Annotated in this window: 17 protein-coding genes; 6 read left to right on the forward strand and 11 right to left on the reverse strand. The window is 42.7% G+C overall.

Annotation, left to right across the window (positions count from 1 at the left end):
• Positions 1–23: 23 nt before the first annotated feature.
• The 7 genes from MB380_RS14710 to MB380_RS14740 form a co-directional block, all read right to left on the reverse strand.
• Positions 24–296 carry a hypothetical protein gene (locus MB380_RS14710; RefSeq protein WP_101726334.1) on the reverse strand — a complete coding sequence of 91 codons (273 nt, stop codon included), beginning with the start codon at positions 294–296 and terminating at the stop codon, positions 24–26.
• A gap of 73 nt (positions 297–369) precedes the next feature.
• Positions 370–1,308, reverse strand: a complete 939-nt coding sequence (locus MB380_RS14715; protein ID WP_253525765.1) for an alkaline phosphatase family protein — start codon at positions 1,306–1,308, stop codon at positions 370–372.
• Positions 1,309–1,431: 123 nt separating this feature from the next.
• Positions 1,432–3,612 (reverse strand): penicillin acylase family protein, encoded by a 2,181-nt coding sequence (locus MB380_RS14720; protein WP_253525768.1) that lies wholly within the window; start codon positions 3,610–3,612, stop codon positions 1,432–1,434.
• Positions 3,613–3,809: 197 nt separating this feature from the next.
• Positions 3,810–4,883, reverse strand: a complete 1,074-nt coding sequence (locus MB380_RS14725) for a macro domain-containing protein (protein WP_253525787.1) — start codon at positions 4,881–4,883, stop codon at positions 3,810–3,812.
• Complete coding sequence (locus MB380_RS14730; RefSeq protein ID WP_253525821.1) at positions 4,880–5,458, reverse strand: DarT ssDNA thymidine ADP-ribosyltransferase family protein; 579 nt, start codon at positions 5,456–5,458, stop codon at positions 4,880–4,882. The genes MB380_RS14725 and MB380_RS14730 overlap by 4 nt, the downstream gene beginning before the upstream one ends.
• 246 nt (positions 5,459–5,704) lie before the next feature.
• A complete protein-coding gene (locus MB380_RS14735) occupies positions 5,705–8,275 on the reverse strand; it encodes a phosphocholine-specific phospholipase C (protein WP_253525824.1) in 2,571 nt (856 codons plus the stop codon).
• A gap of 187 nt (positions 8,276–8,462) precedes the next feature.
• On the reverse strand, positions 8,463–9,554 hold the full coding sequence (locus MB380_RS14740; protein WP_253525840.1) for a GNAT family N-acetyltransferase: 1,092 nt from the start codon (positions 9,552–9,554) through the stop codon (positions 8,463–8,465).
• Positions 9,555–9,816: 262 nt separating this feature from the next.
• On the opposite strand from MB380_RS14740, the gene MB380_RS14745 reads away from it, so the two are divergent.
• The 5 genes from MB380_RS14745 to MB380_RS14770 all read left to right on the forward strand — a co-directional run bounded on the left by MB380_RS14745 (position 9,817) and on the right by MB380_RS14770 (position 15,135).
• Positions 9,817–10,929 carry a glycosyltransferase gene (locus MB380_RS14745; protein ID WP_253525842.1) on the forward strand — a complete coding sequence of 371 codons (1,113 nt, stop codon included), beginning with the start codon at positions 9,817–9,819 and terminating at the stop codon, positions 10,927–10,929.
• A 321-nt stretch (positions 10,930–11,250) separates the two neighbouring features.
• Positions 11,251–12,216: an SRPBCC domain-containing protein gene (locus tag MB380_RS21905; RefSeq protein WP_310587331.1), complete on the forward strand. Its 966-nt coding sequence runs from the start codon at positions 11,251–11,253 to the stop codon at positions 12,214–12,216.
• A 160-nt stretch (positions 12,217–12,376) separates the two neighbouring features.
• Positions 12,377–12,943 (forward strand): dihydrofolate reductase family protein, encoded by a 567-nt coding sequence (locus tag MB380_RS14760; protein WP_253525844.1) that lies wholly within the window; start codon positions 12,377–12,379, stop codon positions 12,941–12,943.
• A 627-nt stretch (positions 12,944–13,570) separates the two neighbouring features.
• Positions 13,571–14,353 (forward strand): glycosyltransferase family 2 protein, encoded by a 783-nt coding sequence (locus tag MB380_RS14765; protein WP_253525847.1) that lies wholly within the window; start codon positions 13,571–13,573, stop codon positions 14,351–14,353.
• Positions 14,353–15,135, forward strand: a complete 783-nt coding sequence (locus tag MB380_RS14770) for a polysaccharide deacetylase family protein (RefSeq protein WP_253525850.1) — start codon at positions 14,353–14,355, stop codon at positions 15,133–15,135. Before MB380_RS14765 ends, MB380_RS14770 begins: the two co-directional genes overlap by 1 nt.
• Before the next feature lie 84 nt (positions 15,136–15,219).
• On the opposite strand, the gene MB380_RS14775 is transcribed toward MB380_RS14770, so the two are convergent.
• From MB380_RS14775 to MB380_RS14790, 4 genes are read right to left on the reverse strand one after another with little or no spacing between them, the layout of a single operon-like run.
• Positions 15,220–15,915: an ABC transporter ATP-binding protein gene (locus MB380_RS14775; protein WP_253525853.1), complete on the reverse strand. Its 696-nt coding sequence runs from the start codon at positions 15,913–15,915 to the stop codon at positions 15,220–15,222.
• Positions 15,916–15,927: 12 nt separating this feature from the next.
• The gene (locus MB380_RS14780) at positions 15,928–17,292 is read right to left on the reverse strand and encodes a DUF3526 domain-containing protein (protein WP_253525856.1); all 1,365 of its coding nucleotides are present in this window, start codon (positions 17,290–17,292) and stop codon (positions 15,928–15,930) included.
• A gap of 1 nt (position 17,293) precedes the next feature.
• Positions 17,294–18,742, reverse strand: a complete 1,449-nt coding sequence (locus MB380_RS14785) for a DUF3526 domain-containing protein (RefSeq protein WP_253525859.1) — start codon at positions 18,740–18,742, stop codon at positions 17,294–17,296.
• Positions 18,743–18,797: 55 nt separating this feature from the next.
• Complete coding sequence (locus tag MB380_RS14790; protein ID WP_253525910.1) at positions 18,798–21,302, reverse strand: TonB-dependent siderophore receptor; 2,505 nt, start codon at positions 21,300–21,302, stop codon at positions 18,798–18,800.
• Between the two features lie 677 nt (positions 21,303–21,979).
• On the opposite strand from MB380_RS14790, the gene MB380_RS14795 reads away from it, so the two are divergent.
• A complete protein-coding gene (locus MB380_RS14795; RefSeq protein ID WP_253525913.1) occupies positions 21,980–25,684 on the forward strand; it encodes a hypothetical protein in 3,705 nt (1,234 codons plus the stop codon).

Genomic DNA, 25,684 nt, shown 5'->3' on the forward strand with positions numbered 1-25,684 from the left:
TAAACTTTACTCAGAAGGCATTTTCAGCCCACATTATGAATAACCAGCAAGCCCACAATTAATGCAAACGACATTAATGAGGCTATGGTGATGATTCTTACCTTGATACTTTCAAAGAACGGAACCCGTGCAAACAGAGTATTCAAGGTATAAACACCCCAAACAAAATAAAGGATAAAAAACATCTCGCCGGTAATAAAATTGTAGATACTGAGTTTCGTGCGAGACAACTCATCAACTACAACCGGACAAGCTAAAAATGCAACAAAATTGAGGTTATGAAGCAGATTTTTCATAAGTCACATCAGTTTGATGGTTAGCGTTTAGATTAATTAATTGATTATGGTACAATTCTGATATAAAATTATATTATCTCAAGTACATTTTCAAGTTTTTTGGATTTTTCTTTAAAATATTTTTTGGCAGCACCCCAGACCACGTAACCGGCAGGTTTTTAAGGTTATAAATTCCGGCTATTACCAGGGCCGTATTTTTATTACTGTTGGCAAAATCAACCAGCCCCAGTTTATTGATTTTGGGGCCTGTAACTGCCCAGGGTACCTGCATTTCGGTCATCGACACCCCCCCATGCCCTTCCGGCAGGCCACCGTGGTCGGTTATCAGCATAAAATGTGTATCGGCATACAAATCGGCAGCTTTAAGTTTGGCAAGCAGCTCGCCAATGGCTACATCTGCTTCTTCAATGGCGGTTATGTATTGGGGCGACATCCACTTGTGGTCGTGTCCGGCAAAATCGGTATGCACACTATATAGAAATAGTGTGGTGGGGTAATTCCGGTTTTTTAACAGGTAATCATAGGCTTTGTCGTAATTGGCGCGGTATTTAAACTCTTTCTCAAACGAAATTTCATCAAAGTACTTTTGGTTCATTGAGTTAATCAGCTTGCCCCAATTATAAAAATATCCGATTCTGATGCCCGGCACCTGCTCTTTCAACAGCTTGAATACGTTTGGGTAATAGCCCTCCTGGTCTTTTTCTAAGGCTTGCAGCTCATGGGCATCCAGTTTCCATTCATTATTTACGATGCCGTGTTCTTCAGGCCCTGCGCCAGACAAGTGGCTGGTCCAGTTCGGCAAGGTTATAGAGGGCATAACCGGGCGGGTAGTTAAAGACAGTATGCCTTCGGCCACCAGAGCATCTATATTCGGGTGCCTGGCGGTTTTGTAGCCCTCGGCGCTGAAGCCGTCAAGCCCGATAATTACCAGCCTTTGCGCCTGGCTTTTGACACTGACTAAGCCTGAGAGGCAAAGGATAACGAATAGGATTTTGATTCTTTTAATCATCATTTATTTAGTTTTAAAATACAAAAAAGCCGCAGTGCCAGATGCACCGCGGCAACTGTGGTACATACGGCAGAACAGGCCTGATGTACCACTGGCTGTATGTTAAATTATCTCATTATCAGAAACTTACTCGCCGGGATGATACATTTTTTCGGCGTGTTTCAACACATCTTCTTTATAAAAAAGAACATCTTTAAACTGGCCTTTGGTGTACATTTCGGCCTGGTCTTTAAAATGGGCCGACGCCGGGTCTCCGCTTTGTCCACCGGCCAGCAATGACCTGGCCTTAATTCTTGGCCCGAACTCAACTGCACAAATAAAGCTATTACCGCTGATACCGTATCTCTTTTGCGTACCCTGATACACCCGGCTGTTATAAGAAGGCAACATTCCCCACAGGGCAGAGGCATAACCCATTGGCAGGCTGGGTTGCGCATCATCATATTTCCCCTGAATATCGCCCGCCAGGCGTTGAAAACGGTTTATGTCTCCCCATGGTTTTTGCCAGGTACCAAATCTTTTCTGTAAATCGGCCAGGGTTTGGGCAAAAGGTATCACCAGCTGGTCGGCGGTGGCTACTTCGGCAAATTTTTTAGTGCGTGTAACCTGGTCGTCTTCGCCCTGGTCGATATAAATTTTCTGTATGGCCCCGTTTAATCGCTGCGCCCATTCAATAGCCCATGTGGTTGGTACAGAGCTGGTTGCTGTGCGGTAATCCCATTTTTTAAGCAAAGCAATGGGTTCTGCCAGTTGGCTATATAAAGAATCAACGGGCTTTACATTCGTTTCAAATGACTTAACCAGTGCTGGTACCAGCACTTCAAAAGCAGAAAGGTAGTTGTCGTACCCGGCTTCAATCATTTTATCAACCGTAAAATCCTTGCCCTTACTTAACACACGGGCGGCATTTACCCCTCTGAAATTCTCGCCGTCTGGCGCCATGTAAGGCGGGTAAGCGGCTTTATCGGGGCTATTTACACCAGCCACAGTAAAAGGCGTTGAGTTGCAGTTCTGCAACCAGCCATTTGCAGGGTTATACAAATGAACGGTTTCGCTTACAGCGTGCAGGCCTTTCCATTCTGTGGCGCTGGTGCTGCCGTCAACGGGTTTAGCCCAGTTAAGTCTGGGGTCTCTTACTGGCACGTAGTTGCCATGCCAATAGGCAATGTTGCCTTTGTTATCGGCAAATACGGTATTGTTTGAGGTATTGGCTTTTAAGTCCATCACCTTTTTGTAATCTTCCAGCCCTTTGGCTTTGGTGCGCTGCCAGCTTTGCACCAGGCTAAGCATAGAGCGGTTATAAGACCGCAGGCTCAGCCACTGGTCGTTGCGTTTGGCAATAACCGGCCCATGATGCGTGGCATAAGTGGTGAATGTGCGGCTTAATAACTGGCCGTCTTTCTGGTATTTGATGGTAATTTTCTTTTCTGAAACCGGCTTTAACCGGCCATTGTATTGATAAAAATACAGGTTCCCTTTTTGGGTGATTTTCTCGGCATATAAGTCTGACACATCTACTGCACTTGAAGTGTGCATCCACCCGCAATACGGATTAAAGCCCTGATACACAAAAAACTGCCCCCAGGTTACAGCGCCGTAAACGTTCAGGCCCTCTTCGCTTACCACGTGCACCTCCGGGCGGAAATAGAATGTTACGTGCGGGTTGATATACAAAATGGCATTGCCCGAAGCCGTTTTTGATGGCCCAACGGCAAAACCATTAGAGCCCGTCTGGTTCTCGGGGTCTTTGGGGGCATCCAGATAGGTAACTTTATCGCCCGAGTAAAAATTCTTTAGTTCGGCTATGGTGGCATCAGCCGTGCTAATGGCGCCAATGCTGCCGTCTGTCCAAAGTAGCGTATACCAGGGCTTAAAGCGAGTAAGCATGGCTGGTTTTACCTGCGGGTGTTTGTGCAGGTAATAATTAATGCCGTCGGCATAGGCATTCATCAGTTTTTTCAGCCAGGGCGCTGCCTTGTTGTAGTCGGCAATGGCTTCGGTGGTGTCTATCAGTAATTTTATCTGTAAGTCGTTGTATAATTCGCTTTCGCCTTTCAGTTCGGCCATTCTGCCCAGTTTTTCAATGTAGTTCATTTCAACCCTTTTGAAATCGTCTTCGCATTGGGCATATAGCAAACCAAACACCACGTCGGCATCGGTTTTGCCATAAATGTGCGGTATCCCCCAGTTATCGCGTATGATGGTAACTCTTTTGGCCTGCTGTTCAAAACGGTTGATTTCGGCAGACGAAAACCGCTGGGCAAATAATGAAACCGGCAAAAGAAGCAGGAGAAGAAGACGATTCATAAGGAATAGTTTGTTTAGATGATTCTACCTCCGAAAATAGATAAATTATCTAAGCAAGTCAATCGCACAGAAGGAATATAGACGAACGAGGGGGATTTTGAGAAAGATATAATTGAGCTAAGTTTTTTTATTGTAAGCCTTAAAGTTACCTCATTAAGAGTATAGGGAATACTAACAAATCATTTTCAGAAGTAAAATCAACTGAGTACCTTTTTCATTTCAGATGGATTTATGGGCTTAATCGAATTAAACAATGGTTTTGATAAACTGTATAATTCTTCGACAATTAAATTTTGCTTTATCAGTTTAGTAATACCGTCTAATATGTCTTCATCTTCAAATTCTAAAGCCTTGCGATCTGACCAAGCATTAAATTCTTTAAGAACCTCCTCCTTTGACAAATAATTGTGACTTTCGATAATGAATAAAATCGTTGTCAATAACTCTAACTCTCTATCTGATAAAATTTGATTTACTATATCCACAGCCAATTCTACAAAAGGCAAAAATTGTCTTTCTTTATTTATAGTTGTATCGCTTATTAATGCAGTTTTTGCATGCTCATAAGCCTTCACAGTATCAAATCCATAAAATTGTTGATATTCTTTTATATCTTTACTTAATATTTCTAATGAGTGCGCGTATGGGCCAAAGTGGTGTTTTTCAAATTTAAAATAATTCTCATTTGACAAGTAATTAATAAGAAATGAAGATTTCTGCAATCTAGTCTTGTTGAACTTAGCTAGTCTGTTCTTTAAATTCATTAATAATAAATGAGAGGTATTAAGCTTAGGCGCAGCTTTAGAATTAGCCTTAAAATTTAGATTATTAGAAGGTTCAAAAATAATAATTTCACATTTATCTGAGATATCATTTAAGCTATCCTGGATTAAGTCCTTGACTTGAAACCAATTTAATCCCCCATTCCCACAGCCTAATGGAGGAATTGAAATTGAATCTATTCCAAGATTAATAATCTCTTGTTTTAAATTATTAAGTCCACTTTCAATATATTCATATTTGGAATTTTCCCTCCACTTATTTTTAGTAGGGAAATTAATAATTATTTTACCTTTTTCTTTAACAGAAAGTACTTTACCGACAGTTAAAAAACCAGTATTACACGCTTTTACATACTTTTCATTATTCAGAGGATATTCTAATTTAAACTGATAAGCAATACCCTTACCCATAAATCCCTCACAATTAACTGTGTTAACAAGAGCTTCAGTATCAGAGAATAATATATTTCCAGTTTTAAAGTGTATCATTTTATAAAGAATTGACTAACGGGTGTAATTCTAAAATTAACTTTAACTTTTGACTTTTTGACAAGGCCTTCTATGATTTTTTTGTCATTATCATTTTTGACAAATATAATGTCAATCATACTTATAGGAACTATATTAGGAGTAATGCACTCTGCTAAACAAACTTCCTTGCAGCTATGATTTTTATAATCTCTAACTTTCATTAATTCCCAATCTATACTTTCAAAACCCTCTGAATATGGTAAAGGTTCATCATTATAATTTAAGGGATGAGTAGGAATAATACTAAAATTACCCTCTATTGCCTTTTCTCTATTAACAGCCAAATAAATAAATGACTCCGTTTTAAAAGTTTTTTGAATATTCCCTGCAAATGGCGTTGGAGCAAAAAAATGAAAAGGCACAAATTTATTGAGATTAAATTTAGCTCTATGTTCTAAAATTTCCGTATCTGCAACATCAATGAAACCATCAAGGCCATCTCTTGGTTTTAAACCATTGATTAAAATATTCTCAAAATTTCTAATTGCAGTTATATGATAGATGAGCTTCCCATCCTTTGGAGCTAATGGCATTGACTATTTTAATTTCTGTATCTTCCAATTCACTTGGAAGTAATCACATAACACAAAGTTGGTAATTCCGCTACTTTTTAAGAAGCATCACAATTTAGTCAGGTTTAATAAATATTCAAACTTTCTACACAAATCATTTTCAGGAGAATATTTTAATAGCGACCTATAAAATTTTATAAATATAAAAACAAAATCTCTCCAAATAAATTAAGGAGAGATTTATGTATAATTAAAGCATTTAACACCTTACACCACCCCACCCATTGCAGGGTCGGTAAAGCTGGCTTTTCCGTTTTCTACGTGGCCGGCATAGCGTTTTTCAAATGAGGTGTTACCTTTTATTTTCACGCTGAAATCGTACCAGTTATGATTTTTGGCCAGGTCAAGCACGATGGTAGCACCTGAACCCGCAGCCACAGTTTTGCTATGATTCCCTCTTTTATATGACTGGTCGACAACCTCAATTGTTACTGCCTGAGTGCTGTTGTTCCTGATTTTCAGTTCTACATTGCCTGTCAGTTTTTTAAGACTGCCTTTTACACGCTGGTACTCACAGTTTATCTGTACGTCCGGGTCCTGGGCGTTGCCTTTAAACTCGCGCATGTAGCCGTTTGGCCCGTAGGCTATGAGGTGATACTGCCCGTCTTCAAAGTCTTCTAATAACCACTGGTCGGCCAGTTTGTCGCCCGCTTTCAATGCGTAGTTCCAGGTTCTTACACTTTCAAAGCCTGTTATGCGGTTGCTGGCATCGCGCACGGCATATTTGCCCGGAGCGTAGACTATAAACGGAGCGCCGTCTGTCTTTTTACCAAATACTTCATCAGAGGCATGCAGGTCAATAGCAAATGCTTTTTTATCGGCATTCAGTTTGCCTTCGGCATATAACTGATACGGAATAGGCATGGCTTTTCTGATACCCGGCTCTTGCTTTGGCAAAATGCCCAGGTCTTTGCCTTCGTTCAATTGGGCTATTTCATCACTGTTCAGCTCCTTAAAGTTAGACGGCAGCTTTTTAAATTTAGCATTATAAACCGTTTTGATGAACGGTTCTTTCTGTACAAAGGCCGGTAACTGTATTTTTTCGCCGTTGTATGGCTCAAAAGACGAGGTCAGGTCGCCACAAACGGTTCTGCGCCATTGGCTTATGTTGGTTTCTGATATTTCTTTTCCGGTTTTATGTTTCAGAAATTTCTCCAGAAACTGTAGCACCGACGTGTGGTCAAACACTTCCGAACACACATTACCCCCGCGGCTCCAGGGCGAGGCTATCACCATTGGCACCCGGAAACCCAAACCAATCGGGCTGGCGCGCGAGTCGCGCTCGGGGTTGGCACGTTTGCGTTTCAGCTCCTGAGCCAGACTTACCTGTTCTACCCCGGCATCAATACCGGCTGAAACTTTACCGGTACCGGGTTTATGCGGATTCGGTGGTACAAACGGCGGCACGTGGTCAAAATACCCGTCGTTTTCGTCATACGTTAATATGAAAACGGTTTTCTTCCAGACCTCCGGATTTTTGGTAAGAATCTCCATCACCTCTGATAGATACCAGGCCCCAAACCAGGGTGCACCCGGGTGGTCTGAGAATTTCTCAGGCGCCACTATCCACGACACGGTAGGGAGTTTTCCGGTATTTACATCTTCTCTGAACTGATGCAATACATCTCCCTTGGGCACCTGCAGTTTGCGCTGCACGCCGTTGTCTTCATACTCAAGGGTGGTCAGTTTATGGTAATCAGGGTCTTTACGATTATTGGTAAAGGCTTTTTTATGGATATTTTTATGGAACTCTGACAGTTTTTCGAAATTCTCAGGCTTAAATTCTTCCAGGTCATTGAGAGCTATTGCCAGGTACGCTTCTTTCTGTGCCAGTTCTTTTTTAGCGGTGTTGTATTCATTGCCTCCGGCGCTTAGCCCTGCTATTTTGGTTTTCAGGGTCTCAATCATACCCGGTAATTCTTTCGCTACTTTTTGCAGATACTGGCGGTACTCGGGCGAGAATTTTACATGGTATTGCTCAAACCACTCAATAGGGTTATCGGTAAAATTGGCCAGCCATGAGTCTTCTTCACCCTCAAAACCGGTGTCAATGCTTAGTTCGTTCTGGTAAATTTTCCACGATACATTGTTTTCTTCCAGCCGCTCGGGGAAGGTTTTCCATTTTGCCCATCTGTCATAATCAACGTCTTCGTTTTTTACATTAGCCTTTGCGTTTTCGTTTTGCTCTTCTCTGATGGTTCCCGTCCATAAGTACAGCCGGTTTGGTGTAGTACCCGTGAGCGACGAGCAGAAGTTCTGGTCACAAACGGTAAAGGCATCGGCCAGGGCATAATAAAACGGGATATCCTCGCGGTTATAATACCCCATTGTAAGTGGCATTTTCTTGAAGTCTTTGTTGCCCGACTGCTTCACATCCAGCCATTTATCGTACTTACCTTCGTTGCGGGCATCAACCTGGTTTTCCCAGGAGTGCGGTAAAGAGCTCATCCAGGTAGCTTTGGTATCTTTCAGGTCTAGTCTGAACGGCGCAAAGGTCTGCCCTGCTGAATTGGGTTGCAACCATACTTTATTTTTATTGGGCAGGGTTATGGCGCGAGGGTCATTAAAGCCACGCACGCCCTGAAGTGTACCGTATGAGTGGTCGAAAGAGCGGTTTTCCTGCATCAGAATCACTACGTGTTCGGCATCTAAATAGGTGCTTCCTGTTTTGGGGTCAATGGCCAGGGCTTTTTGAATAACCGGGGGCAACATACCTGCCAGACCCGTACCGCTGGCCAGAACGGCTGCTTTCTGAATAAATTCTCTTCTGGTTTCCATATAGGCTTTAGAAGTGTTAGGGTGAGTTTAGTAAAAAATCCGGTTGTAAATATACGCCTAATAAGTGCTTTCCGGCCAGGCAGGGGGCAATTATTAACAATATCTTTACCTCAGTTACTATTACTTTATAATGCGGTAGATGGACTACTCCGCGTGCTGTAATCGGCGTTGGCTTTCATGGCTGTTTTCAGGCGATACCTTTCATTACCAGCTCAAAAATATAAAATTCGCCGGTTATGTTTTTGCGCAAAGCGGTGCTAATTACCTTTATCATGGTCTGAACCGAGGCAGTTGAAAACAGCACTTTTGAGGTCTGCAATAAATGTGTATTAAAGCGGCTCAGGTCTTTTTGCTCAAACATGGTTTCGTAAATACAATGGTAGGTAAGCAAATGATATCTGGCGTCGCGGTGGTCATAAACCACTATCGGGTTTGCAGTGCTGATACCAAAGCAGAACAAAAACACGGGGAAATCGAAAAGCCGAAGACCATTAAGGGTGTTGATTAAATCGGCATCAAAAAACTCATAATACTGAAATGCACTATTGACAGACTCTTGCGACAGCGCCATTTGGAGTTCGTGCAGTTTTTGCTTCATGATGTCCAGCGGTATGGCATCATAACTGAATTGCTCTATGGGCAGCCATTGTTCGGTGGCCTGATCCATGAATTCGAGATTGTCTTTTGATAAGCCCAGCTTGTAATCAAACAACGGATAACCGGGGGCAAAATAACCCAGATAAAAATATTGTAGCCCATGCCTTTTCGAAAATTCCATTTTCAGAAACATCAGGTATTTGCCCAGGCTATGCTTTTTGTATTCGGGGTCGTAAAAACATGAAATCCCCGCCGATGTTTTCTCGCCCAGGTCAAAAAAACCACAGGCTATCAGCTTTGAATCATCATAAATGCAAATCTCAAGGGTTTCATAGATGTCATTATCGCCGTAGCCGAAAAGTAACTGTTGCAGGTTGGGGGCGGTGTCAAAAGCTACGTGGCTCTGATACCGGGCAAAGAGGTCTTCTTTGGTTTCGTCAATAAAGGCCTCACGTATAATTACATTGAATCCGGAGTTAAGTTTCCTGAGTTTTTTTTGAGTAGATGATTCACTGAAAGAGCGAAGGTTGATTCTTAGCCAGATAGCACTATAAATAATATCTTTAAATTTCAGGAAACTGGTGGTAAAGATAGCCTGCCCCATTCTGAACCAACCGTCTTCCAGATGTGCATCCAGGTCTGCGGGTTCTAATGATGGCGGGTAATATAATTCTGCTAACATGGGCTGTAATACTTTCTGACCGAAAACTAAGCATAAAGCCAAAGATTTCAAACCCGGTAAACGTATTTTTAATGCTTGCTAAATGGTTTTTTGCTATTGCCAGGCGTAAATGGTTAAGAATCAGACACTCGGCTGTGCCGTGCAAAGTAGCCCGCCCACAACAGTTTGAAAATAAATATTTGTTACTTTTGCCTTTAACTATTAAAATCGGCAGCCGTATGGGTTTTACAGCAACAATAACCAGATTAAAAAAGGCAATAATATGATAAGAATACTACACGTAATAGGTGGAATGGACAGAGCTGGTGCAGAAACAATGGTAATGAATATTTACAGAAATATAGACCGAACCAGAATACAGTTTGATTTTATTTACTTTAAAGCAAAAGCCTGTGATTATGATGAAGAAATACTAAGCCTGGGTGGTAAAATTTTTAGGATTGTGGAGGGGAATAGTTTTAAGCGCATTTACAGCTTATACCGGTTTCTTAAGCACAATTCACAATATCAGGTAATTCATGCGCATACGCTGCTTAATATCGGATTTTGTTTTCTGGCAGCCAATCTTGCCGGTGTGCCAATCAGAATTGCTCATTCGCACAGTATTACTAATGCATCAGATAATTCTCTGGCCAACAGAATTTATCAGCAATTATCCATTTTTCTAATCAAAAAGTATTCAACAAACGCGATTGCTTGTAGTACTGAAGCCGCAGAATTTTTATTTCCTGAAAACAAAAAAGCTCTTGTTCTGTATAACTCTATCGATATAGACCAGTACTTTGAAACCGGTAAAACCCATAAAGATTTTTTGCGTGAAACATTTCTACCAGGTAGTAATAGTAGAATATATGTTCAAATTGGCAGACTTGAGAATGTTAAAAATCACGCGTTTTCTTTACAGATAATGTATGTTCTAAAAAACAAAAAAATCGATTTCCATTTCTTTATTATAGGCCAGGGTACCTTAGACTCTTTTATTAGAAACGAGGTTTCAAGGCTCGGGCTGTCTGGTAACGTAACTATGCTTGGGATAAGAGATGATGTACCACAACTAATGGCCGGTGCCGATGTAATGCTAATGCCCTCTTTGTATGAAGGATTGCCTATGGTGCTGATTGAAAGCCAGTGTATAGGTTTGCCAGCCCTTATTTCTGATAATGTACCAGCCGATGTAGACATGGGTGTCTCTCTGGTTAAAAAGCTAAGCTTGAGTGACACCCCTGAGGAATGGGCGGAAGTTCTTTTTAATATTAAAAGAGAAGCCCCGAAACAACAAAACATTGAAATACTGCGCAGCAAAGGCCTTGATATACAAGATGCCGCTAGAATTTATACTGATTTGTATCTTCAAAAAATAAACACTGCCAACTAGCCAATTCGGTTACGCCCCATTATAAGGTAATTTAAAAAAATTAAAAATAATTTGCGAAACCAATTAGTTGCACATAAATTTGCAACCGTTCGGTTTCGTACATAACTTTGAATCTGAAAAAGTGCTTAGAATCTGTCTTCTGTTTTTTTCTAGTATCCTGATAACGGTTATAGCGCATACGCAGCTAAAAAAGAGCTTAATTGAAATGGCCACAGAAAAGGCGGTGAGATTTGTAAAATTAGAATTACAGAAAAAAACGCAACAGATAAATGAAAAAACAACTTGAAAAGATATTTTTAACTATACAAAATTTGAAGAATAATGAGACAAAACCTGATATTTGATTTTACAGTAAACAAAGAAAACAATACAGTTGAAGTAAAACGCGAATTTGCCGCCGACCTGGACCTGGTGTGGGAGGCCTGGACCAACCCCGCAATACTAGACCAATGGTGGGCGCCCAAACCTTACAGGACAGAAACGAAGTCGATGAATTTCAGAGAAGGTGGGCGCTGGCATTATGCCATGATAAGCCCGAAAGGCGAAAAACACTGGGGCGTAAACGACTACCTGACCATTGAAACACAGAAAGGTTTTTCTTGCATGGATGCGTTCAGTGACGAAAACGGAACCATAGACCCTAACTTACCCAGAACGTACTGGAACAACGATTTTAAACAAACCGGCAGCACCACTTTTGTAACCATTAATGCCCGCTATAATAGCCTCTCAGACCTGGAAAAAGTGATAGAAATGGGCTTTAAGGAGGGTTTCAGTATGGCACTGGAAAACCTTGACCAATACCTGGAGGCACAGTTTATGCTACGCCGGCAAAACAAAACCAACAATAAGGCAAGGGTTTGCACGTACCTTAACTTTGCTGGTAATACAGAAGAAGCTTTTTTGTTTTATAAATCTGTTTTCAGAACTGATTTTGTCGGCAAAGGCATTCAGAGGTTTGGCGATATTCCGGCTGTGCCAGGTAACCCACCTGTAGCAGATGCCGTAAAAAATATGATTCTGCATGTAGAATTACCCATTACCGCCCATCATATACTAATGGCTACCGACGCACCCAAAGAAATGGGTTTTACTCTAACACTGGGCAACAATATGCACATCAGCATTGAACCAGACACCAGAGAAGAAGCCAAACGGATATTTGATGAACTATCGGCAGGTGGCGTAGTCTCCATGCCTTTAGAAGATATGTTCTTTGGGGCTTACTTTGGGTCATTTACAGATAAATTTGGCATTAACTGGATGATTAACTACCAGAATGATTAAGCACTTACCTGCCCCTCTGTTGTTCAGCAACTACTGTTGCCGCAGAGGGGCATTTAATTTTAACCACAGCACATAGCCGGGTCGCTTTCACCCCCTCAGATTGTCTATCCTCCCCCCTGTCAAAACGCGAAATCTCTGCTATATTTACCAATAAAAACCTATGCGAAAAATTATAGTTACTGAGTTTATAACGCTTGATGGCGTTGTGGAAGCCCCCGGAGGTGATGAAACCGCGCACCCGCATGGTGGCTGGCAGGCCCGCTACAGAAGCCCGGAAGGTGGAAAGTATAAAATGGACGAGCTAAAAAGTGTTGACTCACTTTTGCTTGGCAAAAATACTTACAGCGGGTTCAGGAACTACTGGCCTACCCAAACCGGCAACGATTTTGCCGACAGAATGAACCACTACCCCAAATATGTGGTATCTGCAACCTTGCCAAATGCCGATTGGAACAACAGCCACATCATTAGAGATATGGCAACTGAACTGGCAGCGCTCAAAAATACCCAGGGCGGCAATATACTGGTTTATGGTAGTGCCACGCTGGTAAAAAGTTTGCTACAACATAACCTGATAGATGAATTACACCTGATGCTGATACCCGTAGTAGTGGGCGGAGGGTTGAAGTTGTTTGATGACAACCTGCAATTAAGAAATTTTTCCCTTAGCCGCTCGCAGGCATTTGAAAACGGAGTAGTAGTATTAGAATATCAATTGCTTCCATAGCTTAGCAGGTTTCAAAAAACTTAATTATATGTGCAAAGCCTTACAAAATAGTCATTTCGTTTTCGTAAAGGCAGGGTCATTTTTATACCCATGGCAGCCGGGCTATAGATGCTTCTCTAAATTTTTCTAATCATAAAACTGCAGGCCTTTGGTTATGCCATGCCGGCCGTTTTACCAGATAAAACGCAAGCCCTTGTACCTACAAATTATTAAGAAATTATTAATAATTTTTCTTAGACAAATTCAATTCGGTGCATTAATTTTGTCTGGTATTATTACTAATTCTATTATTTAAACGTACAATGAAAAACCTAACCATCACCACATCTGCCTTAGCCATCAGGCACAGCCATTTTCTGCTTTTACCTCTAAACATCTGTATTAATCCTGCCTGAAAAACAGTTTTATCGGTTTGTTTACAAATTACTTATCAGCAATAATACCGGCTTAAAATTGCAGTTGTTTACAAACAACCCATGCTTATGCTCGCCTTATTGCCTCTGATAAGGGCTTTACTCTGTATCCGTATTTCAGTGTTTACGTGTCTGTCTTTTTTTTAAAGACAGGGCGGCTGTGTACCCCTTAAAAAATACGAGCTTATGTCCAATCCTAAATGTAATTGTAAAAATGCAGAAGAAAACCACTAAAATTCCTTTGTCTATTGTTACCCTGACCCTTAATAACCAGCGGACTCTGGATAGCGTATTAAAATCTGTTGCAGACTGGGCCGACGAACTGCTGGTGCTTGATTGCGGCAGCACCGATGAAACCGAATCGATTGCACGTAAATATGAGGCCAATTTCTTATATCGGAAATTTGACAACTTCGGAAAACAAAAAGCCTATGCGGTTTCGAAAGCTAAAAACGACTGGGTTTTTATTGTGGACTCTGACGAGGTAGTGAGTGACGAGCTGCGGGAAGAAATTCTTGATGTTTTTCAGAACGCCAGCTTTGAGGGCTACATGATACCCAATACGTTGATATTTCTGGGTAAACCCCTGCGTTATGGGCGCGAATACAAAATGCCGCACCTGAGATTATTTAACCGTAAACACGGCAACTATAACGATAAGGAGATACATGAAGATGTGATTCTGAACGGCAAAAGAGGCTCACTTAAAAACCATGTGTTGCATAACAGCTATGCCGATGTAACCGATTTCCTGAACAAAATAAACAACTACACCACCAAAGGAGCTGTTGAATTGCACCGGGCAGAGAAAAAAGTCTCGGTATTCAACATCATCATCAAGTTTCCGTTGAAATTTTTTATAGAATATCTGTTCAGATTAAACTTTCTGAACGGTTACCGTGGTTTTGTGTGGTCTTTCGGGCAGGCATTCGGGTCTACCATGAAGTACATCAAACTTCATGAAATTAATCAGAACAATTTTAAATCCAGATACTGATGTTATCTATTTTTATTGCCCTGCTGATAGCAGGCGCCCTCTGGCTTTACCTACTTGATGCCTCTGGCAGAGGTATTCCGGTATTAATGTATCACAAGGTATCGCCTGAACACGCCGACGAACTGACCGTAACTACAACCCAGCTGGAAGCGCACCTGCAATACCTGCAGGCCAATGGCTACCATATTTTGCCTATGCAACGCCTGCTTACCTATGTAACCACCGGCGAAGCCTTACCTGCCAAACCGGTTTTTATTACATTTGATGACGGATACCTTAATAATCTGCATTATGCATACCCTTTGCTTCAAAAATACAAAGCCCCGGCCACTATTTTTCTGCCTACCGCCTACATAGGCCAAACAAGCAGCTGGGACCATAAAGCTGATGATTTAATGAATCTCGACCAGCTAAAATCGCTTGACGAAGCACTTGTTTCCTTTGGCTTGCACTCGCATTTGCATCAGAGTTATCAGGCCTTGAGCTTAGACGAAATAACCACAGACCTGCAACAGAACATGGGCTTTTTTAAAGACAATGGCTTATCGTTTTTGCCGGTATTTGCTTATCCTTACGGAAAAAGGCCTAAAAACCGAACCGTACTGAAGCAAATGAAAGCCCGGATTCAAAATACGGGCGTTGTTGCCGCTTTCAGAATTGGCAACAGACTGAACAGATTTATGAAGGATGTATATGAATTACAGCGGTTGGATATAAGAGGAACAGACACCCCGGAGGCATTTCAGAAGAAATTGAAAGGAAGAGCAAAACTGCCTTTTTAATAATAAAACCCGAATGGTTTGGCTGGTTAATCAAAAAGCACGTGTTACTTCGTGCTTTTTGATTAATTTCTGACCCTGTTGATGTTAAACCGTTTGCAGATAAAGCTTTTCAAGCTCGTTGGCGGTTATGTCGGCGGCATTGATGACCGACACCAGGTTACCTTCTTTCATGATACCAATTCTGCTGGCTACTTCTTTGGCTCTGAAAATATCGTGCGTGGCCATCAGAATAGCCGTGCCGCTTTGCGAGAGTTCTTTTAGTATCTCTGAAAATTCGTTCGAGGCTTTGGGGTCCAGGCCACTGGTGGGCTCGTCTAACAATAAAACTTTGGCTTTTTTGGCAATAGCAATGGCTATACCTACTTTTTGGCGCATTCCTTTAGAATACCCCCCTACCCTTTGTTCATGAGCGGTTTGCTGCAAACCGGCTTTACTTAAAAAAGTACCGAGTTGCTCTTTTGAATAGCTGAACCCCGCCAGAGAAGAAAAAAAGCTCAGGTTTTCTATGCCCGTCAGGTTAGCATACAGCATTACGGTTTCGGGTATGTAGGCCAGGTCTTTTTTGGTTTCTGTTGCATGGCCCACAACCGACTTTCCGTTAATGAAGGCCTCGCCCGAGGTGGGTTCAATAAACCCTAAAAAACAATTAATGGTGGTGGTTTTACCAGCGCCATTCTGCCCCAGCAGAGCAAAAACCTCGCCAGGTAAAATAGTTAGATTGAGCTGATTGAGGGCTGTATGCTCACCATATTTTCTGGTTAAGTTGGTTGCAGTTAGCATGGATATCTTTGTTTACAGAGAATGATTATTTGAATACAATTTTTTAAAATTTCTTTGCGCCCACAGCAGGCAAAGCCCGGCGGCAATCAATAAAGGCAACAGCACATTTGCCCACTTTACATTTACCTGGTCATGAAAGTACTCTAACTTAAAAACCTGCCAGTTTTGCTTTAGCACTGGCTCGTTGTTGAAAATCTTCGGGTAGAAGTACAATTTTCTGCGTTCGTGAAATTGCTCCAGTTTGTCGGCGAAATTCATATAGTTTTTCATGTCAGACAAACTCAGTGAATTGAGCATCAACTGGGTATGAATAGTAGGCACAAACCAGCTTACAGCCAGACCTGCATTATTGCGTTTCTGTAGTTTTTCTTTCAAAGCTGCCACCTGTGTGGCCGACTCGTCGTCTCCCATTTGTTGCATGGCATAATACCAAAGCCAGCTGTAGTCGGCACCGGCCGGGTGGGTGTAGTTACTGAATTGCGGATAATGCCTGTGAAACTTTGCAATGGTAGGTTCTTTGGGTTTGTCCCATTGGGTATGGTAACCGTCGCGGCTTTCAAGAACGGTGCTGAAAGCCTCCGGCACCGGATAAAGGTTGGCAATAGCTGCATTGACAGATGCCGGGATAACGATGGTAAGTAATACCCATGAGATAAGCAGCATGAGCGCATTCTGACTAGAATTTTTTTGAAAAGATACCACCAGCCAGACCAGACAAAACCAGAAGCTGACATATAGCACCGCACTGACAATAAAAGCGCCAAAAGCGGCATCGGGCGGTATAGATAAATAGAACCACGCTACCAGAAACAGCAGCAATAGCACCAGCAGCACACTGGCATAGCGGATACCCAATTTGGCACGGAGTAGCTTTGCGGGTGAAGCCGTCTGGCTCAGCACCAGGCTCCAGGTGCCTTCTTCTTTTTCTTCCGATATCAGATTGAAACCAAATGCGATAATAATAAGCGGAAACAGATATATGAGTACAAAGCTGAAATCAAGATTACCAATCAGCTGGTACATGGGGTTCATCAGGTCGGTATTATACTTTTGTTCCTGAAGGCTTCTGATGGTTACGCTCATTACAGCCGGGTTGATGTCTCGCTGCCCCACAGATAGCCCCGACAACTGCGTGCCTGAGTTGGCCAGCCCGAAACGGACATAGTAAAGCAGCAAGCCCATTTCTTTGTTAACGTTCTGCACGTAACGGTCAATGTTTTCCTGCTGATAATGAGCGGTTTTCTCAATGATTTCGCGGTTTCGTTCCAGAAAATGCTTTCCTATATACAAACTAAGCAAACCTGAGGCAAATAATATAAAAAGACCGGTGATAAAGCCTCTGGACCGTAAAAAGTTCTTTATTAGTAGGGCTGTCATATCAAAAGGCTTTAAAGTGTTTTGAACTGATTTTTATGAGCAGAAATAAACCTGCCGCCCATAAAAGGATTGATAAAACTGAAATGATTTCGTTGCTGAAAACCCTGGCAAACGGAGGGAATCTATGCGCAAAATCCGGAAATTCTTCCCAATACTCATGGCTGATGATGGCTCTTTTATCGGCAGAACTCTTAACCTTGTTGCTAATGTGCTTTATCTGTAGCTCGTTAAGCGTTTGTGCCATTTTATACCGGTAGGCTTCAACCTGATTCTGGAAATCGTTATAAGTGGCATAGTCTGTACCTGCCAGCGCCATTGAAAGATTTTTAATAGCTATAAATGGGTTAAACAAGGCCGTTATACGCACCGCATTCTGTTGTTTTTCATAAATACCAACCAGTTGCGCCTGATGCCTGCCGTAGGTTTCGGCACTGAGGCGTTCGCCTTCACGCATGACGTATCCGCTGTAATTAAATGGCAGCTTATGAGTTGAGTCTACCCCATAGGATGTCAGCAACGAGTCTTTCAGCGCTTTATAATGAGGGTCGTTCGGATTATGGCTGTCTCCGTGTTTTATCAGCTCTGCTTCAACGGCCGTATCAAACGCTATCTTGGAAGGCGAAGGAAACAGATTCTGCCCGGCCACCTGCGACACCTTTGGCAGTATAAGTGTAAATAACAACCAGACACCTATCAGCTTTATCAGTGCCGACTTGGTATTTTTGCTTTTGGCAGACACATAAACTGCCAGTAAAGCAATAATAAAGCAATAAACGGCATAGCCAAAACCCAACACTACAAAACGCCACACCGCCTGCGGCGATTGCCACGTTTGCTCATTGCTAATCAACAGCAGCCCGCCAGCCACAAAAGCAGGCACAAGCACGCACAATGACAAGCCAAATAGCCCCAGCGCCTTACCTGTTACAAGCTCGGGCCAACTGATGCCCTGCGTTAATAAAATGCGTAATGTGCCGTTTTCACGTTCGCGGGCAATCAGGTCAAAGCCCCAGAAAAACAATAAAAGAGGCAGCAACATTTGCAGAATAAGACCGGCTGAAATTTCGCCGAACCTCAACAAACCATTTGAAAGGCTGGCTTCAGAGAAATTGACGGTGTTCTGGCGGTGCGCTTCTAAAAAAACGGCATTGCCCAGGTAACTGTCCATGCCGGGGTCGAAGAAACTCAAGGGAAATTTCTGTCTGAAAACCACGTAGCCGTAGTGGGCCATCCGGTGCGGGTGTTTGTCGGGGTTGTTTTCCCAGCGTTCGCGCACCTCGTGGCTAAAATCATTTACCTCTGTTTGCTGCTTGTGCATGTGGCTGTAGCCCGACAACAGGGCGGCCAGCAGCATACAGTTAAAAATAGCAATCAGAATAATCGTGCTCCGGTTTTTTATGGTGCTCTTCCAGACCTGCGCCGAGAGTATTTTTATAATGGGGTATCGCATAATTTATAGATTTTTCAGCAAGTCCGGATTCGGTGACATTGCATTTGCGCGTGTATCAAAAAGCATAAGTTGCCGTTAACATGAAGTTTCTGGGTGCCCCCGGAAACAAACGTGTGTAATTTTGGGCGCCTATCCAGTAGGTTTTATCAAAAACGTTGTTGAGGTTAAGGGCCACCTGAATATTACTTCTGGCTGGCTTATAATAAACGGCGGCATCAACGGTAGCAAAACCAGGCACTTCAAAAGCCCTGCTGAACCACGGGATACGGCTACTTTGTGCCTGCAACCCAAGGCCCACGCCCAGGTCTTTCAGCGCCGATGTACTGCCGAAATTGAAGCGGGTCCATAAGTTACCGCTATGGCGCGGAGTATTCTCTTTGCGCTGGCCGATAAGTTTTTCGTCTTTGTCCATTCTTATTACTGCATCTATAAAACTATAAGAAGCATTGATTTGCCATTGTGGAAGGATATACCCCGCCACATCGGTCTCAAAACCACGGCTGCGGTCGGCGCCACGTTGCACCAGCAGGTCGGGGTTGGCAGGGTCATTGGCATTCATCAGAATGTTTTTCTGGTTAATTTCATAAACAGCTGCACTTAAAGTAAACAGGCTCCCCCCTAGTGTAGATTTTACTCCGAGTTCTTTCAGGTCGCTTATCAGCGGTTTAAACTGAGCTGCCGACTTGTCGGTTCCGAAGTAATTACCGGTGCTGGGCATTAACGTAACCGTGTTAGACTGCGGCTGATACCCTTTAAGATACGTAGCGTATATGTTTACGCTGCTGCTTAGCTCATAAGTTAAACCCACACGCGGTATTAAAGCCGTGTTTTTAAATGAAGCTTCTTTGGGTGCATTGTAGTTGGTTATGTCTTGAAACCACTCGTTTCTGAGGCTAAGCAGGGCCGCAAACTTACCGGCCTTTATTTGTTCCTGCGCATAAAGGGCATTTGTGCTTGTAAGTGCCGCCGGAAACGCCGTACGAACGTTCATAACGTAATCGTTCAGGTTTCTGATGGTATAAACCGGATTGTTGAGGTCGAAATAATTAACGTTGGGTTTAGGCAGGGTTTTGCCGTCTATGGTAGTAGTCTGATAATTGGCTGCATTGGCTACCACAAAGCTATTGCTTGTGGTACCGTCTTTGAGCAGAAACCCTCGGGCCGAATTCTGGCCGCCGCCCTTCAGTTTATACCAGTTTTGCAGGTCATAGCCTAACACCAGTTTGTGCGTGGTTTTGCCGAGGTCAAAATTGAAATTAAAGTACGCATTCAGGTTATCGGTGTTCCAGTGCTGTTTGCGCTGCAGCAGTTGCATCATAACCAGACTGGTAACGGGTGCCCCGCTGATATCGGTAGCAAAAGCGTTGGTAGTGCGGTGTTCCTGGAGGTCTTCTGTCCAGGTTTGTTTCATATAAGCCGCATTAAAACTGATATGCTGACTAAATTTATGTGAAAGATTAGCGGTCAGAATCAGTTCTTTCGATTTAAAGAAGTCGTTAGGTGCACCCAGATTAAGGCTTATAGGCGTGCTATTGAGATTTGTTTTACCGGCTACGGCGCCAAAAATCGGCTGGCCTCTGTCCAGGTTGCCAATCATGTTGCTGAAAATCAGCTCCGTATTAATGGCGGTTCTGCTGTTGGGAATATAGCTGAAAGAAGGCGAAACAAGCACTGATTTATTGCCGATTAAATCGCGGAAGGAACCAGCCTCCTGATAGGCCGCATTCAGGCGGTAAAGCAAGGTTTTTGATTCATTGAGCGGGCCGGTGAAATCAAGCGTTCCGCGAAGCGTGCTGAAACTACCTGCACTCAGGCTTACCTCTCTTCTTTTCTCTGTCAGTGGCTTTTTGGTTATCATATTAATACTGCCACCGGGGTCAACACTCGAAAACGTAACCGACGCAGGGCCTTTCAGAACCTCTACCCGCTCTATATTGGTAGTTAGTGGTTGTAAAAAATAATATTGTCTGGTGCGCATACCGTTGATAATCTGGCCTTCTTCGTTCTGGCTTATACCTCTTATATTATACTGGTTATAATAACTGGACGGAATAACCCCGCTGGCAATTTTAACGGCATCAGCCAATTGAAAAGCCTGTCTGTCGGCTATCAGTTCTTTGGTAACCGTACTCATGGCCTGCGGCAGCTCTTTATTTTTTATGGCAATTTTTGTAGCCGAGAAGCTGTAATCGCTGGTATAGTCTTTTCTGGCGCGCCCTACAATTTCAACATCCTGTAACTGGTTGGCAGCCGGCAAAAGCAGCACGTTAAAGGTTTTGTTTGCATTGCTGAGGGTACCTTCCACTATTTGGGTATCGTACCCAATTGAACTGAACACCAGTTTAAATTTTCCGTTGGGCAGGTTTTCAAAAATAAACTCCCCCTTACTATTGGTGAGTGATCCCTTTTTAGCCGCCCCGACCTCCAGATTGACAGTAACACCGGCTGCGGAAGTCTGGTCTTCATATTTCACCAGCCCTTTTATCTGGCTTTGCGCCCGGCTGCTAAAAGTGGCTCCCAAAAAAAACAAGGTAAAAAAGAGTAAATGTTCAGGTTTCATTAATGATTAAGTTTTGTGTAAATTCAAAATTCTTGTTTTGCAATATTGTTGCAAATGTACACATGATTTTTGTTTTTGCAATAATGTTGCAAAAACAAAAGCCATAAAAATCTTAGTCGGCGCAATACCTGATGCCCATTTGTGGCATGGCATATAACCGGTTTACAAAAACCTAAAAGGTGTAACTGCCGGATATTTGAGAGATGCACTACAAAACCCGATGTAAAGTAGTTATCAGCAAGGGGTGGCCATGTTTGGGCAGCCAGCCTGAGGGGATGAAAACCTAAACCGCTATCTTTGTACTGAACGAAGGAGTGACTATTAGCAGAACCCGGATAATGAAATTGACTAAGTAGAATTGAGTTGCGTATATCTACTATCGGCAGTTTCGTTTAGAGCCGCGCATTTAGTCTGATTAGCCTGAATAATCAAAAAATCCAACACTTTAAAACCCGCTTTTGCAAATGACAATCAGAAAAACAAAACTTATCTCCTGTTCCGGTTCAGAAGGTTATAGAATCTTCTGACGTCTGGTCTTTTTTATGTTCCATAACCGTTAACGCTCTCCGGTTTCGAAGAATCCTATTCGATAATCCCCGATAATCATCGGGCAGGCATTGCCATGCCTTATTTGTTCATATTCTTTTTAACACTAAATCAAACACGCAGGAAATTCAATGAGAAAAACAATCTTTTTTGCTTTGTTTATTTGCCTCTCGCTTAGTGCAGCGGCTCAGCAAGGCTCATCACTTGTAGCACCTTTTGAGGGGCTATCAAGCAGGCTAAGGCTATTACCTCCCAATGCTGCCAAAACGCAGGAATTTGGCAATGTGCCGATCAATTTCAGCACCGGGCAACTCAATTACAACCTTCCTATTTATCAGATTCAGGTAGACGAAAATTTAACTATTCCTATTCAGTTAGCGTATAACAACACGGGGCTTAAACCTCAGGATGTACCCACATGGGTGGGCAATGGCTGGAACCTGGATGTTGGCGGAACCATTGTTCAGAATGTTAATGGTATTCCTGATTTTGGCACTAACGGATTACAACAGCCGGACATTCGTAGTGAAATGCTGAATTATCTGAACGGTACAGTCGTTGAACCAACCAGATATGAATATTTGAACGATGTAATGAATAGTGTTAAAGACTCTCAATATGATTTGTTCTCGTTCAATTTTCTGGGCAGAAGCGGTAAGTTTTACTTCCATGCCGACAGTATCATTCTAATGAACAAAATGCCTGTTAAAATTGCATACGCATCCAATTCATTCACTATTACTGACGAAAAAGGCTACCTGTTTGCTTTCACATTGCGTAAAGCCAATTTCGGAACATTTTATGAGGGAACCGCTTTAAATCCAAATGGTACTCCCACAAATATGAATAGTGCTACATGGTATCTTACGAAAATTACATCTCCTAATGGAGTTGAGGTAAATTTCAATTATATCGAAGACATTACCTATCAGACTTATGCTCCGAGTGTTTCTTTCTCCACAGGAGCTGTTGCAGACCCTGACTGTAGAAACAAAGGCTCATATGATAAGAGCGTAACCTATACTGATACAAATATCGGGCAGTACCTGCTGGATAATATTACATGGAAAGGTAAGACGGTAGATTTTCAATTCTTTAGCCGAAATGACCTGATAGACATTGTAGGAACCAAAGCCAAGGGTCTTTCAGCAATTTTGGTGTATGATGAAGCGAGCCTGGAAACTAACCGGATTGGGTTCAATTATGGCTATATAGGAATAAATGACCGTCTTCAACTGAATTCGGTGTCTTTCATTGAAAACAAAACGCCGTTTGCTGCAGTGCAGACTACCTCTTTTGAATACTTTGAAAAAGTAGGCGGAGATATTCCCATCCCCTCTCTAAAGACACCGAGTGGCTTTCGTGAGCCTAACAATTCTGTAGACCATTGGGGTTATTACAACGGGAAATACAACCCTAACAGTAAAGTTCCGGATGTAGATTATTCTCAGATTACCACTACTCCTTTGACCACAGAAACATTAGCCAACAGACGGGCTGATAATACTTATTCCAAGATAGGTTTGCTCAAAAGGATAAACTATCCTACAAAAGGATACACAGAAATATACTATGAACCAAACATGGTTAACTTCAAAACTTCGGCTATTCCCTTCTTTTTACAAACGCAAACACCTGAAGCAGTTGTAGATGATAGCAGCAGATTTCAGATAGGTGGCAACCGGGTCTCGCGTATTGTAGATTATACAGGTACTTTAAAATCGAACGAAAGAATTATTACTTATGAACAGGCTAAACTTTGGGCAGAGCCTTATTATATTTCAGAAATTGAGGTGGGAAAATTATCTAACTCCACGGGACCATGCACGTCCTGTGGAAAGAAATATATCGTTTCTGACAATATTTTATACAATTGGGATGGGTATCAGGTAGAGTACCGAAAAGTAACCGAGACGTATGGAGGCACAGGTGAGAACGGGAAAAAAGTTTATGAATATATTAGCAATTTTTATGCCGGAGATCCGATTGAAGTACCGCCCCACGCTGCTACTGTTAATTTAAACTGGCGAAGCGGAAATCTGAAAAAAGAACAGACTTATGAGAGAACCGGGTTAACATATACACTCGCTCAAGAGTCGACTAATACTTATAATACTACTCCCATTTATCCAATAACAAGATATGGATTTAAAGCAGGTAGAATAATGGCTTGTGACCAGCAAGCTCTTTCTTCATCAGAGGTTTATAACTATTTCACACATGTAAGAACTCCGGTATTCACCGATCAATACAAGTTGGAGTCAACTACTACTGCAGAATACTCCGGAGGTGTGGCTTTAAGCAATACTGTCAGTTACGCATACACGTCGGAGATGCTTCAGAGAGCCACCAGAACAACCAACAGCAAGAATAAGGTAGACTCAACGATTACTTACTACGCGAATGACTACAACAACATTGCAGGCACCAACATTGACCAGCTGAAAAGCAAGAATATCATTGGCTTGCCTTTGAAAGTTATCCGTAAGGTAGACAACTATGTAATTGACGGTGTAATGATTAAAAGTGATACCAAGGGGAATCCGATTGAAATTTACCGTTACGAAAACGCTTCTCTTGCTACGCACACGCATAACAAAGCGCAATACATTCTGCCTCAGTTTAAATTACTGGAAACCAGAAAATATAGCAGCAAGGGTAACCCGATAGAAATACAAAGGCTCAGCCAGCCGCCAACTACTTATGTTTGGGCATATAAGCACTCCTACCCCGTTGTGTCGGTTCAGAATGCCAGCGTGGCCAACGTTGAGGCTGTAATTGGCAGCCTTGAAACCGCAGCCGATACTTACAGTGCAGCCAATGTTGAAGCCCTTGGCACTAACCTGAGAAGCAATCTGCCTGCTGCTCTGGTAACATCAGGCGTTATGAAGTCGGGTGCAGGTTTTAGCCAGATTACGGCGCCCAACGGTTTAAAAACCAACTTTGAGTATGACGGCACCAACAGGTTAAGCTCTATAAAAGACCACAGAGACTACCTGACCGACCACTACCGCTATTTTTATGCTACGGCCTCTGAGGCTTGTACCGCACCGTCGGCACCCACTATTTCAACAACAGCCACCACGCTTTGTTCTGTCACGTTAACAGCTTCAGGTTGTTCAACAGGAACGGTACAATGGTCGAACGGAGCCACGGGTACTTCTATATCTGTTGGTACTACTACCACCACTTCTTACACTGCTAAATGTAAAGTGGCAACCTGCGAAAGCGCCGCTTCTAATACCATTACGGTACCGGGCTTGCCAGCTACCTGGAGCGCAATGGATGTGGGAACGCCTGCATCAGCCGGTTGTACGCAAAATAGTTCAGGAAACCTGACTATGCTTGGCAATGGCATTGTTGGCAGTACTTCTGATACCTTCCACTGGATATACAAAGCTTTTACCGGAAATGTAACCATCATTGCTAAAATCAATTCTATTCCTGGTGATGATGGCGACAGATCTGGAATCATGATAAGGAGTAACCTTAATGCCAATGCCAAATTTTACACCCTGATTCAGGATGGCAATGCAAATGTTGGCGAACTCAAACGTGATTCTGACGGTGCAACGGGTGGTCTTTACAGCTATGCCCCATCTGCCGTGAACCAGACCTGGATAAAGGTGGTAAAGACCGGAAGTACCATTAAGGGCTATTATAGCACCAACAGTAATCCTGAAGCCAACAATGCATGGAACGACTCGTTCAGCCTGACAGGTACGGCCGCCACTACGCTCGACTTCGGCACTAATTTCTATCTCGGTTTTGCCTTATGGGGTAATGCCAACAATACAACTTTTACCAACATTACCATTAACGGGGTAGCACTTTAA

Source organism: Emticicia sp. 21SJ11W-3 (assembly GCF_024138715.1).
Lineage (GTDB): Bacteria > Bacteroidota > Bacteroidia > Cytophagales > Spirosomataceae > Emticicia > Emticicia fluvialis.